The following is a 12181-nucleotide window of genomic DNA, read 5'->3' as shown; positions in this document are numbered from 1 at the left end:
GAGAAATAATAATGAAAAAGCTGTTGATTGCTCTGTTATCAATAAGTGCTATTGCCGCAGGTATTGTTCAGGCGGACGTTGAAGGTGTTAGCAATGCAAAACCGGATATGGATGATGCAATGCTAGAGCAAACCGATATGGAGAAGGCAGAGAACGCGGGCGTTGAGCAAGCTGAACTGCACAATCCTGGCGGTATTGGTGGTGTTGAATCATTGCGTGGTGTTAGCGAATTAGAAGCAACTCGCGCTGCGGATTCCTTCAAAAAGTACCCTCGTGAGCAAGTCATTACAAGTGACTATGTTTACCAGCCACCATTGATCCCTCATAACATTCGAGGGTATGAAGTTTCATTAAATGCAAACAAGTGTCTTGCATGTCACAGCTGGAAAAATGCTAGTGAAATGGGCGCTACCAAGGTGAGTGTTACTCACTATGTAAACCGTGAAGATGCTGTATTGGCCGACGTATCTCCACGCCGTTACTTCTGCTTGCAATGTCACGTACCGCAAGCAAATGCAAAACCACTGGTAGAGAACGAATTTAAACCTGTTGATTCACTTCAATAACCTTTACTAGTCGTTAACATAAGAGGCTATTTATGAAATTTTTACTAGCGTTTTGGAAGAGACTAAAAACTCCAAGTAAGGCTGCCGCAGGCATCGTTCTTTTCATGGGGTTTGCTGGTGGTCTTCTATTCTGGGGCGCATTCAATACCGGGATGGAATACACCAACACCGAAGAGTTTTGTGCTGGATGTCATGAGCCTATCGTGCAAGAGATACAAGAGACTATCCACTACTCAAACCGCTCCGGTGTACGAGCAATCTGTTCAGACTGTCACGTACCACATGAGTGGACTGATAAGATAATTCGTAAAGTTCAGGCATCCAAAGAGGTGTTTGCGCACATCATTGGTACTATCGATACAGAAGAGAAATTCAAAGCTCGTCGTGGCCACTTGGCAGAACGTGAGTGGGCTCGTCTAAAAGCTAACGACTCCCTAGAGTGTCGTAACTGTCACGAGTTTGATTATATGGACTTCTCTGAGCAGGGTGACCGCAGTGTTAAACAACACTCAACTGCACTCGCTTCAGGTGACAAAACCTGTGTAGATTGTCACAAAGGTATTGCACACAAATTGCCAGATATGCACGGCATTGAAGGTTGGTAAGGGAGAGTTATGAGTCAATTAGAATCCATCATCTGGCACGTATTGGGTTATAGCGCTATGCCAGTGATTATCATAGGTGGTTTTGCAGCAGTTGCCGCTATCTGTATCTGGCTACTTTCAATCACAGCCGATAAAGAAGAAACAAGCTAAACCGAGGTTGTATTCGGTTACTGATTAAGCTCGATGTTGAATGCATCGAGCTTTTTTTATGCGTGGGTTTTGGGTTCTGGGTTCTGGGTTCTGGGTTCTGGGAAAGAATATCGTCATTCCCGCATGCCGTTAGCGGGAATCTTAGAACGCACAAACATGAAGATTGCCGATAAGAGACCTCGGCAATGACGAAATACCGGTGACGATCTACACACAAAATACGCCCCGTCATTCCCGCATGTTGTTAGCGGGAATCTTAGAGCGCACAAACATAAAGATTGCCGATAAGAGACCTCGGCAATGACGGAATACCGTTAACAGTCTACACACGAAATACGCCACGTCATTCTCACATGCCGTGAGTGGGAATTTTAGAACACACAAACAGAAAGATTGCCGATAAAAGACTTCGGCAATGACGAAATACCGGTGACGATCTACACACAAAATACGCCACGTCATTCCCGCATGTTGTTAGCGGGAATCTTGGTGCGCACAAACCTAAAGATTGCCGATAAGAGACCTCGGCAATGACGGAATACCGTTAACAGTCTACACACGAAATACGCCACGTCATTCTCACATGCCGTGGTAATCCTCCCATTAATAACGGCACTTGTTCGTAGAATTTATGCGGCTATTTTCAGTGGTGGATGCCCTCCATTCGCTTTGTGTGGGCGTTCATGGTTGTAGAACCAAAGCCAACGAGTTGCTTTATCTTGTACTTCCGCTATCGAATCAAATAGATACTTGCTTACCCAACTAAATCGGACGGTTCGGTTGAAACGCTCAACATAAGCATTTTGCTGAGGATTACCTGGCTGTATATAGTCAATACGAATACCTCGATTTTTAGCCCATTCAATAAAATGACCGCTGATAAACTCCGGCCCATTATCACAGCGAATGGCGATAGGCTGTTCTCGTTGCTCGATTATCTGCTCTAGAGCCCTAACAACTCTTTCTGCTGGTAAAGAGAAATCAGCTTCGATAGCTAATCCTTCACGCTTAAAGTCATCAATGACATTAAACAGGCGGTAATTACGTCCATCGGAAAGTTGATCGTGCATAAAATCAATAGACCAAACTTGATTCGGCTTGATCGGGTCTTTTAGTGGCTCTGGTACATTACGATTTAGTCGTCTTCGCGGACGGATACGCAGATTTAGAGCCAGTTCGCAGTATATGCGATAGACCCGCTTGTGATTCCAAGTATGCCCCTTAACATTGCGAAGATAGTTAAAGCACAATCCAAAACCCCAGTCAGACTCGTCTTCGGCCAACTCAGTAAGCAACTGAGCTATCTGTTCATTCTCAGGTTGCCCTTTTGATTGATACCGATAGCAAGTCTCACTGACACTAAACCAACGGCAAGCCTGTCGTATGCTAATTGTGTTGTTCGCCACCGAGTGCTGAGCCATCTTGCGACGCTCACAGGGCTTCACCACTTTTTTGCCATGGCTTCAGATATGACTTCGGCTTTTAAGCGCTCTTCCGCGTACATCTTTTTAAGGCGACGATTTTCATCTTCAAGCTCTTTCATTCGAGCCATAAGGGAAGCGTCCATACCTCCGTATTTTGAGCGCCACTTATAGAAGGTTGCGCTGCTCATACCATGCTCTCGGCAAAGCTCTGGGATCGGGGTTCCCGCTTCTGCATGTTTTAAGATCGAGAGGATCTGACTGTCCGTGTATCGTGATTTTTTCATGTTGAATCTCCTGTATTAACTATACGAGAAAATTCTACTTTTTCATGCTGTTACTTTTTGGGGGGATTACCCCGTGAGTGGGAATTTTAGAACACACAAACAGAAAGATTGCCGATAAAAGACTTCGGCAATGACGGTATACCTGTGACGATATACACATCAAATACTCCACGTCATTCCCGCATGTCGTTAGCGGGGCATCTCAGGCTTGGTAACTTGTGGCTTGTCGCTTGTCGCTTGTCGCTGACAGCTGACAGCTGACAGCTAAAATCCCTGAAACCTCACTCATAACCCATGAAATTGCACTCATATTCCATTATGTGGTCGACATCATAGAACCGAACCACCTCCTAGATGCAGTTCAAACTTTTCACAATGTGCACTTTTTTTGACCATGATTGAGAGTAAGTTAGCCCTATATTCATTCACTCATGAGGTACTCGCATGATATACAGTCAGCATGCAGATGAGATAAACAAAGCAACTACACACAAAATTGGACGTCTTATTGCCATTATTGTTGCGGTAAAAATTGGCTTAATTGCACTGCCAAGTCTTATTTCTTCACTGCACGGGTTAGGCCACTTCTTTTAATTTCTATTTTGCTTACACCTAAATAAAAAGCGACAGCCTCCCTCTCAGTAATAAAGAGAGGTACTGTCGCTTTTTTAATAGTAATAGATAGCTACCGGCTAGAAGACTTCGTTTACATTGAAATAGAATAAGGTTTCGTCCTCACCAAACCCTAGATCAGCCCTCAAGTTAATCCGTCCCTTCAAGCGATAACGTAGCCCCAAACCATAGGTGGTTAGTACATCATCACTTAGTTGATCAACATCTTCGCCTATGGAGCCTACACCGGCCCAGAAAACGCTCCCCCAGCGGCGATAAATGGGCAGTCGATACTCCGCCTGTACCATGGCCATCTGTTCATCACGATGTCGTCCTAGTATGTAGCCACGCATTGAATACGCTCCCCCCAGATCAGGGAGTCGATTCCAAGGTACATCGCCAGATGTGAACTTGCCTTGGCCTTGCAGTGCCAACACGCCTGGTACCGGCTCTAGATCAATGAAGTGAGCAAGTTCAATATCATACTTACCAAACGAATCTGAATTGAGGTCGCTGTAATAGGCGCCAAAGTCAGCCTGGAGTAGCGTTCCTCTTTCGGTGTTTTCGACATAGTTTCGGCTATCGTATAGCAAGGTAACAAAGCCGCCGGCAGACGTGTTCGATTCTAAATCATTGAATAGGATCGGGTTACCACCGTTATTCACCTCATCACCCACTTCAGGGTCTCGAGTATCAACGTAGGTGATATTACCCCCTAAACCAACAAACCAGTTGTCTGCCATACGGTGATACCAACGTGGGGTTAGTGTCACTAAGGTTTCCGTATACAGCACCTTGTTATCATCAACGCTGGTAGAGTCATAGCCTCGTCCATAATACACAACGGGCTCGTCATGAATTTCTGCATCAATCTCGAAGCGGTTGTTTCCGTTATTGAGGAAGGTAATGTTATCAAACGTCACCCCTACGGATAGGTTGGTTGATACATAGGCGTTAACGACAAAAGAGGAAGGCTGTTCAAAATCCATTGCGGAGTCGGTTTTGTAAAGCCCTATAATCAAAGCTCCCCCACCAAACTCTTGTTCTGGATTATAAAACACTGACGGGATATAACTCATATCCACCCCTTTATCAGGGTCAAACCCACCATCGGCACCCACAAAATCAAATGCTTTATCAACAAAGGTGGGCTCTGCATCAGCAGGTGTTGGGAAGAGTGGTTCTACCGCTAATGATGGACAACTCAATAGAGCTAAAGTGCTTGCCAACCACGGGTAATAAATTCCTTTTACCACATGAAATCCTTTTCGTATGAATGTATGCAAGAATGTAACAACCCTATGTTACGGTTTTAACTGGACTTTTAATTGTTTACTCGTCTATTCTACCTCATGAACCATTCAACTAAACAAATATTTAACATTACTTATTCTATTGTTTTGAGGTGATCATGAAGTGGCTTTTTGCTGTAGCTTTTGCCCTAGTTTTATCCGCCTGTACCACAACGACTAAACCTGCCAATAATTATGCCATCGGTATCGTTTCTAGCGGTGACTATCAATTCATTCGACCAGGAGCGAAAACCTATGCTTGGCACCCTAAATCAGGCGTCGCGTATGTTGACTCAGGAGTCAGCAAGAAAACGCTCAAGCACGTATTTAACGAAGCCATAGGTAAAAGCCTAGCAGAAAAGGGCTATCAAAGAGTATCACTTCAACAACAACCCAACTTCATCGTTGGTTACGGAGTAGCGGTTGAGTCTGCATTAAATGACGATGAGTTGTTCGATAAAACACAGCTTGCTACGGGCATTCCTGCCTCTGATTTTAGCGATAGTGAGCAGAAAGGTACTATCTTCATCGCAATGTATAACTATCCGCTTATGGAGCTAAAGTGGAGGGCTCTAGCTCAAGGTGCTTCAGCTCCAGAGATGGATCCAGAGAACAGCCAAGATAGGATAAAAAGCTACGTTGATACCATGCTAAAAGAGATGCCTGTGGCACAATAGTACCAATCACACTAAGTAAGTGATCAGTTATTTAGTACGGTTGGTATAGCCACCTCTCGCAGAATAAAAAGCCGGCTCATGAGCCGGCTTCGTTTTAATGATTAACCAACCTGTAAGCTGCCGTAAAGCATTTAAAACTGAGTCCAATCTCTCTGTGTCACTTTGGGGCAAAAGTGAATTAGCTCAATAGCCAAAAGACTCACACGATGAAGTACGCAAAACACCTAGGATACACCTAGTAACTAACCCTCCGCTTACCCACAGAACTGCTTTTCAACACCAGAATTGAATCGCTGAAATTCATGTCAAATACCGGCATTTCTAGATACTTTCTTTCTAACAAAACTACCACATAAGGCCATCGTACTTTGGTGCCGAAGGAATTATGAAGTTTAAACCGTCATTTCTTATTGATATAAACAGAGTGGACACATCGAATGCTGAGCTTTTTTGAAGTCATAGTGCTAACCTTTTTCGCACTACTGCCAATATCTAACCCCTTTAGTACCATCCCCTTATACTTGTCATTGACTCGTGGGCACACGAAAGAATGGTCTAACCAGCAAGCACTTAAAGCCTGTTTTTTCATGGCGGGTATATTGCTTGTTTTCCTATGGTCTGGTGCAATCATTATTGAGTTTTTTGGCATTTCAATACCAGCGATTAGGGTAGCGGGTGGCATAATCATTATGCAAGTTGGTTTTAGTATGTTGTCGCCAAAGGGAAATAGTCAGGAAATTTCTGATGAGGCAAAAGCAGAATCAAAACGTAAGGATGATATCGCTTTTACACCGTTAGCTATGCCATCGCTAAGTGGCCCAGGCTCGATTTCTGTTGTGATCAGTATGGCTGCTGGTTCAGACAATCTAACTGGTTACTTTGCCATTTCAACCGGTATTTTAGTGGTTGTATTCGTTGCCTGGCTAGCAATGCGAGGAGCCCCGTTTATTTCAAAAGTGCTTGGAGTCACGGGCTTAGATGCACTAACAAGAATCATGGGCTTTATACTAATTTGTATCGCTTTCCAATTTGTGTTTGATGGCTTAGGAGGCTACTTCGCAAGTGAACGCTTTATGGAACCACTATTAAATGCTATTTCGCTCAATGCGAACTAATTAAACGTAACATGTGACTTTGCTAATGGTTCTAACTCTATGTCAAAGAACCAATAAATAAAGGAGCTCATTTGAGCTCCTTTTATATTTCCCCACAAGAAGGCCTGATAGCTTGATGCCTAAGACACTTCCCTTACTACCAAACTTACCCTGCTTGTAACGACCCATACAAAGTCTGATAAAGTCCGTCCGTTTCAATCAAATCTATATGTGTACCCGACTGTATGACCTTTCCGTCTTCGAGAACATAGATAAGGTCTGCCTGTTTAACGGCAGACAGTCGATGGGCAACAATGAGTGTTGTACGATTCTTCAAGAAACGATTTAGCGCAAGATGTAGCGCTGCCTCGGTGGAGGTATCAAGCGCTGAGGTCGCCTCATCTAGAATAACCAATTCAGGGTTGCTCAGAACCATTCGAGCAATAGCTAGCCTTTGTCGTTGACCTCCAGATAAACGAACACCTTGACGACCGATATGAGAATCGAGCCCGTTAGGTAAAGTGTCTTTTAGGCTAATAAGTTGAGCCACCTCAAGGGCACCCCAAAGCTCATTATCACTATAGTCTTGTCCAAGGGTAAGGTTCTGACGAAGCGTGTCATTGAAGATCATCGGTTGTTGCAGCACGACCGCTAGTTCTTTTCGCAATGCCTCATAGCTGACTGTTTCTATAGTATGCCCGTTAACCAGAATGTCACCGCTGTCTTTTTGATAAATACCGAGTAGGAGCTGAATCAATGTAGATTTTCCGCCACCGGATGCACCCACCAAAGCCACACGCTTGCCTTTCGGGATCTTTAGCGAGAAGTCATCCAGTACGTTTCGCTCCGCATCATAGGCAAAGCTGACGTTCTTGAACTCAACTTCAATAGGTTCGCCCTTCTCAAAAGGGTTAACAGTCGCAATAGGACGGTTCTCTTCCGGCATATCCAATATACCATTCAAACGCTTCATTGCAGCCGACGCACTGTACCAAGAATACTGAATACTCAGCAGCTCTTGAACCGGCGAGAGCATGAACCACAGATAACCAAACACCGCGAAGATCTGCCCTATGGTGAGGTCACTAAATAGCACCATCAACATAGCCGCAGCGCGAAAAATCTCGAAGCCTATAAGGAACATCAAAAACGACAAGCGGTTTGCAGCATCCGATTGCCACGCATACTTGTCAGCATCTACTCGTATAGACTCGGCATCTTGCTTTAGCTTGCCTAAGTACTCTTGCTCTCTGTTAGCGGCACGAAGCTGATAGATGCCATCTAAGGTTTCTACTAGCCTCTGCTGGAACCGTTCAAAAGATTGATTTTCCTTCTTTTTAAGGTGCTTAACTCTTTGCCCAAGCATGCGAGAAAGATAGATAACCACAGGGTTCATTAAGATAATAAATAAGCCCAGTTGCCAATTAAGCCACAGAAGGATCCCGCCAGTACCAATGACGGTAAGTACGCTAATCACAAAGCGACTCAGCGTATTACCAATGAACTTGTCAATGGTCTCTATATCGGTCACTAGATGAGAGGTCAGCCCCCCGCTACCCTTTTCCTCATATTGCTGCATGGACACACGACCTAGCTTGTCGAGGATCCACTGACGCAGTTGACAGGTAAGCTGCTTCGATACCAAAGTAAACTGGCGGGTTTGCAAGATATTAAGGGCCTGACTTCCGATCCTCATTACGATGATCAGAAGAAGAACTGTGACGATATAACCGGTGGCTGTTTGCAGCCCCTGAGGCAAAAATGAGTTGAGGAATGCCAAACCCTTGGCAGGTTTATCAAGTAAGACTTCGTCTACCATGAGAGGCAAAAGTAAGGGAATGGGTACACTCATCAGGGTCGCAACAAATGCGATAAAGTTGGCGTAGATAATCATTTGTTTATGCTTCATCGCCTGCTGATATAACCACTGTTTATTGAGCTTTGGCATCTCGCCAGCTTGTTGTTCGGTCACTCAAAATCCTTTCTATGATTGCTAATATCAATTGTACGCTTTGAATTGAAATCTTGTTTAATTATTGATTGATTATCATGTTTTAAATGCTCTAAAACACAACAAGCCGAGCCCCTATAAGGAGCTCGGCTTTCAATGGAAATGTGTTTAGAAGAAGTATTCTGCGTTCACACCCCAGTTTCGACCTGCTTGAGTATCAAAGTCTGTGCGCTCTGTTTTGCCGCTCAGGTCTTCATACAGCCAGTACTTCTCGTCAAAGGCATTAAACAAGCCTGCACGTAAGGTCAGGTCTTGAATTGGACGGTAGTAGGCTGTCACGTCAAGGATGCTGTATGACGGAGCCTCTACATTGTCCTCTTCAGTCCAGCTGTCTTTGCTTGCCACCATGGTGAAATTAGCTAGCGCGCCCAGAGTCTTGTTCTCGTTGTCATAACCAAGTCCAATGACACCCGTTAGCGGCGCCACTGAATCGAGCTCACGACCCGTATTCACATCCTCACCATAGGCGTAAGCGATGCTCAACTTAGTGTACATGCCCTTAGGACCAAGGATGGTACCAGCGGCCTCAGCACCATAGATTCGCGCTTCATCAATGTTCACCATGGTGATGATATCTTTACCGCCAGACTCGCCAATCTTCTTGCTAGTAATGAAGTCATCGTACTCGTTGTAGAAGCTGCTTACTTCATACTGGTAAATCTTGCCTTTACCACGGAAGCCCACTTCGTACGAGATGCTCGTCTCTGCGTCTAGATTCGGGTTACCTTGGAAGATGGCACCTTCACTGTATGAGTAATACAGGTCATAAACGGTTGGCGCTTTAAAGCCTTGGCTAATTTGTGCATATGGGCTGAACCAATCTGCTACATGATAAACCGCACCAATACGGCCAGTCACAGCGTCATTGTCGTTGCTCTCATGCTCAACATCATAACCATCTGAAGTGTCTGGGTCTGTCGAGAATGAGTCATAACGTAGACCCGCAGAAAGCACCAGTTTCTCATCCATCAAGAACGCCTGATCCTGGACAAAGATGCCCCATTGTTGCACCGTTGCATTAGGCAGGCCTGTGCTTCCCGGAGCAGAACTCGGTGGCGCACCTGTGCCGCTTTGGATGAAGTGATCGGTGTTTTCCAATGAGAAATCGTTATACAGGAAGCTTCCGCCATACGTCAGCTCATGGTAGTGGCTATCTGCCATAATCAGCTTGTTAAACTGCATATCAAATTGGTACGAGTCGTCTTTAGCAACACGCTGACGGTTACGAATACGGTCAGTGTAAATAGGGAATCCGCCAGAAACCCAGTTGGTTGTATCGTAGTTGTTTGATTCGCTCTCGGTCGTTTGATACGAGACCTTCCAAGCTAGATCATCAGCGATGAGGCTATTCATTGCCCACTCATGCTCGAAGCCTACACGCATTCGCTTGTTGTTATCTTCAACGTACGAGTCGGTATATACAAAGCCAGGCATGATCTCATAGCCCTCTTCTGAGGCTAGGTATGAATCATACTGGTAATCAAAGTATTCAAAGGTTAGACCAACGCGATGGTCGTCATTCGCTTGGTAAAATACCTTTGCCAATCCATTGTATAGCTGAGTGTCTGCGGGGTCAGCGGCACCACGGTCTGGGCCTAGGATGTCTGCGCCATCACCGTGTGTCTGATATTCACTGCCATCAGCATAGGTAAACATAGCAATGGTTTCCCATTTGCCTTGGCGCATTGCCCAGGTCGCTGTGTTCTTAAACTCGCTGTTTACCGAAGAGTAAGCCGACTTGATACCAAAGCGGTGCTCATAGCCATCTGTAACCAGTACATCGTCAGGGTTCTTGGTGCGCATCAATACCACGCCACCCAGTGCATCTGAGCCGTATAGGCTTGACGATGGACCTTTGTTTACTTCGATTCCCGCCAGAGTGTCTGTTTCTATGGTGTTTTGATATTTACGCTGCTGGCTAGCACCTGGGTTATAAGGTACCGGCTGCTGAACCCCATCGACCATCACCTTAACGCGGCTGTCTTCCATACCGCGAATGTTAAAGCCCGATACGCCAAAGCGACCACTGCCTTGAGCCTGAACGCCCGGTGTATATTTCAAAGTGTCTTTAAGATTGCTGTTCATTTCCGCATCAAGATCCTCGCGGCTCACTGTCGCAACAGAAGAGGAGACATCGCTCTTATTTTGTTCCGTACGCGTTGCTGAAACCACAACCTCATCAAAGGTGAAGGTTTCTTCTGCGAACACTGCTGATGATGCACACACTGCACTGATGGCTAATGCCAGACTTGTTTTTTTGTACATGGTTTGACCCAAAATCCGTTTTATAAAAATGTAAGTGCCCGGCCGACTGAAAATATCAGTCGGCTAGAAAAAATGTTGATTATGAAAAGTAAGAGTTAGGCTTTTTCGGCAGTCAGTTCTGCGATTTTTTGCTTCTCTTTTTCGACGTGCCCTTCATTGAGGTGAAGGAAATCTACAAGATCATTACCTGAGACATTAAATGCTTGGCCAAAGCCTTTAACGTAGCGACCACTGCTAGGTGTCAGTTTGTAGAGATTAAAATCACCCAGCTGCGCTAGGTTTTGAGCCATTTCGCCAAAACGTTCAATCAATGCTTGAACGCCCGCCTTACCTTGCTCAGAGTCTTTATTGATATGCTCTGCTGTAGTATCGAAAGTCAGACGCTTTCTTGCATGAACGCTCTTTGCTGACGCTTCGTCTTGAACCATCATAATAGAGACATTTTTATTGCCTTTAAGGTTCTGCCCATGAGCGGCTAAGTCGCTCACGAGGATGTAATAACCCGCTTGGTCAAACGCAAAGGGAGAATAGCTAACGTGTGGCAGACCATCTTTAGTAATCGTCGCAAGCTGCAGAGTTTGGCAAGCGTTACGAAACTCTTGAACCTCTGGACCCAAGCGACCTTGTAGACGTTGTTGTCTGATCTCAGCGCGATCTTCTGCGTTTTGAGTGCTCATTATGCAAATTCCTTTTTTAGCTGCTCTAGTTTTTCAATTTGTTCTGGGAAAAGTTGACGCTTTTTGTCTCGGCCTAGATAAACCTTGAATACGCACTCCCCTGCCTGGTCATAGAAGCCGATGTAATGGCTAGCCATCTTGCGAAATGGTTTTGAAACCAAGGCAATATGTTCAACAAGATCCAGTCTTAAGTGACCATGGAGTTCGCCTTCACGCCCCATCAAGTTGTAGTATCCATGCGCAACCTTGCCCTTAGGGAAAGAGGCTTTGTACTCAAAGATAGAGCCGAACGAGTGCACAATAGTAGTGACCTTACCCCATGCAGGAAGCGCCTCTAGAATCTCCTGAGCCTTCTCTCCTGGTACCGCTGTCATCATGTTAGATGGCAATACGAAGGTAATCTCGCCTTCTGTGACATTCAGCTCGCTGGCCATCTGCGATACTGGAACTGCGTCATCGCTTTCCATCATGGTAGCGACCGCTTCCAATACCTGCTGTTTAGTTAATGATGTGTACATCTTCTC

At 45.2% G+C, this 12181-nt stretch carries 12 protein-coding genes; 6 read left to right on the top strand and 6 right to left on the bottom strand.

Annotation, left to right across the window (positions count from 1 at the left end):
• Positions 1–11: 11 nt before the first annotated feature.
• The 3 genes from A6E01_RS14565 to A6E01_RS14555 are packed head-to-tail and all read left to right on the top strand — an operon-like array spanning position 12 to position 1321.
• Positions 12–566, top strand: a complete 555-nt coding sequence (locus tag A6E01_RS14565; RefSeq protein ID WP_017028723.1) for a nitrate reductase cytochrome c-type subunit — start codon at positions 12–14, stop codon at positions 564–566.
• Positions 567–598: 32 nt separating this feature from the next.
• Positions 599–1171 carry a NapC/NirT family cytochrome c gene (locus A6E01_RS14560; protein WP_065210540.1) on the top strand — a complete coding sequence of 191 codons (573 nt, stop codon included), beginning with the start codon at positions 599–601 and terminating at the stop codon, positions 1169–1171.
• 9 nt (positions 1172–1180) lie between these two features.
• Positions 1181–1321 (top strand): TIGR02808 family protein, encoded by a 141-nt coding sequence (locus A6E01_RS14555; RefSeq protein WP_017028721.1) that lies wholly within the window; start codon positions 1181–1183, stop codon positions 1319–1321.
• Between the two features lie 629 nt (positions 1322–1950).
• On the opposite strand, the gene A6E01_RS14550 is transcribed toward A6E01_RS14555, so the two are convergent.
• A protein-coding gene (locus A6E01_RS14550; RefSeq protein WP_167714325.1) for an IS3 family transposase occupies positions 1951–3029 on the bottom strand; the annotation gives its coding sequence in 2 pieces (ribosomal slippage) (positions 1951–2780 and positions 2780–3029; 1080 coding nt in all).
• A gap of 444 nt (positions 3030–3473) precedes the next feature.
• Between A6E01_RS14550 and A6E01_RS21460 the strand changes: the two genes are divergently transcribed.
• Positions 3474–3623 (top strand): hypothetical protein, encoded by a 150-nt coding sequence (locus A6E01_RS21460; RefSeq protein ID WP_017029913.1) that lies wholly within the window; start codon positions 3474–3476, stop codon positions 3621–3623.
• A gap of 98 nt (positions 3624–3721) precedes the next feature.
• Here A6E01_RS21460 and A6E01_RS14540 read toward each other — a convergent pair whose 3' ends face one another.
• Positions 3722–4897: a BamA/TamA family outer membrane protein gene (locus A6E01_RS14540; protein WP_017029912.1), complete on the bottom strand. Its 1176-nt coding sequence runs from the start codon at positions 4895–4897 to the stop codon at positions 3722–3724.
• A gap of 155 nt (positions 4898–5052) precedes the next feature.
• Here A6E01_RS14540 and A6E01_RS14535 point away from each other — a divergent pair, with 155 nt between their 5' ends.
• Together A6E01_RS14535 and A6E01_RS14530 are read left to right on the top strand one after the other, a co-directional pair.
• Positions 5053–5610 (top strand): DUF4136 domain-containing protein, encoded by a 558-nt coding sequence (locus A6E01_RS14535; protein WP_065210539.1) that lies wholly within the window; start codon positions 5053–5055, stop codon positions 5608–5610.
• 437 nt (positions 5611–6047) lie between these two features.
• Entirely contained in the window at positions 6048–6725 is a 678-nt protein-coding gene (locus A6E01_RS14530) for a MarC family NAAT transporter (RefSeq protein ID WP_017029910.1), read from the top strand.
• Between the two features lie 145 nt (positions 6726–6870).
• On the opposite strand, the gene A6E01_RS14525 is transcribed toward A6E01_RS14530, so the two are convergent.
• The 4 genes from A6E01_RS14525 to hutX all read right to left on the bottom strand — a co-directional run bounded on the left by A6E01_RS14525 (position 6871) and on the right by hutX (position 12175).
• Positions 6871–8652 carry an ABC transporter ATP-binding protein gene (locus A6E01_RS14525; protein ID WP_065211017.1) on the bottom strand — a complete coding sequence of 594 codons (1782 nt, stop codon included), beginning with the start codon at positions 8650–8652 and terminating at the stop codon, positions 6871–6873.
• A 171-nt stretch (positions 8653–8823) separates the two neighbouring features.
• A complete protein-coding gene (locus A6E01_RS14520) occupies positions 8824–10980 on the bottom strand; it encodes a TonB-dependent hemoglobin/transferrin/lactoferrin family receptor (RefSeq protein ID WP_065210538.1) in 2157 nt (718 codons plus the stop codon).
• A gap of 95 nt (positions 10981–11075) precedes the next feature.
• A complete protein-coding gene (gene hutZ / locus A6E01_RS14515) occupies positions 11076–11657 on the bottom strand; it encodes a heme utilization protein HutZ (RefSeq protein ID WP_065210537.1) in 582 nt (193 codons plus the stop codon).
• Positions 11657–12175: a heme utilization cystosolic carrier protein HutX gene (hutX, locus tag A6E01_RS14510; RefSeq protein ID WP_065210536.1), complete on the bottom strand. Its 519-nt coding sequence runs from the start codon at positions 12173–12175 to the stop codon at positions 11657–11659. Before hutX ends, hutZ begins: the two co-directional genes overlap by 1 nt.
• Positions 12176–12181: the final 6 nt, after the last annotated feature.

Source organism: Vibrio breoganii (genome assembly GCF_001677275.1).
In the GTDB taxonomy this organism is placed as follows: domain Bacteria; phylum Pseudomonadota; class Gammaproteobacteria; order Enterobacterales; family Vibrionaceae; genus Vibrio; species Vibrio breoganii.
Note: the sequence above shows the minus strand (reverse complement) of the source record. Positions and strands in the feature narration are given on the sequence as shown.

What these genes read in the sequence shown, in the direction of transcription:
- A6E01_RS14565 (WP_017028723.1), top strand. Translation starts at nt 12, where the DNA reads ATGAAAAAGCTGTTGATTGCTCTGTTATCAATAAGTGCTATTGCCGCA.
- A6E01_RS14560 (WP_065210540.1), top strand. Translation starts at nt 599, where the DNA reads ATGAAATTTTTACTAGCGTTTTGGAAGAGACTAAAAACTCCAAGTAAG.
- A6E01_RS14555 (WP_017028721.1), top strand. Translation starts at nt 1,181, where the DNA reads ATGAGTCAATTAGAATCCATCATCTGGCACGTATTGGGTTATAGCGCT.
- A6E01_RS21460 (WP_017029913.1), top strand. Translation starts at nt 3,474, where the DNA reads ATGATATACAGTCAGCATGCAGATGAGATAAACAAAGCAACTACACAC.
- A6E01_RS14535 (WP_065210539.1), top strand. Translation starts at nt 5,053, where the DNA reads ATGAAGTGGCTTTTTGCTGTAGCTTTTGCCCTAGTTTTATCCGCCTGT.
- A6E01_RS14530 (WP_017029910.1), top strand. Translation starts at nt 6,048, where the DNA reads ATGCTGAGCTTTTTTGAAGTCATAGTGCTAACCTTTTTCGCACTACTG.
- A6E01_RS14525 (WP_065211017.1), bottom strand. Translation starts at nt 8,652, where the DNA reads ATGCCAAAGCTCAATAAACAGTGGTTATATCAGCAGGCGATGAAGCAT.
- A6E01_RS14520 (WP_065210538.1), bottom strand. Translation starts at nt 10,980, where the DNA reads ATGTACAAAAAAACAAGTCTGGCATTAGCCATCAGTGCAGTGTGTGCA.
- hutZ (WP_065210537.1), bottom strand. Translation starts at nt 11,657, where the DNA reads ATGAGCACTCAAAACGCAGAAGATCGCGCTGAGATCAGACAACAACGT.
- hutX (WP_065210536.1), bottom strand. Translation starts at nt 12,175, where the DNA reads ATGTACACATCATTAACTAAACAGCAGGTATTGGAAGCGGTCGCTACC.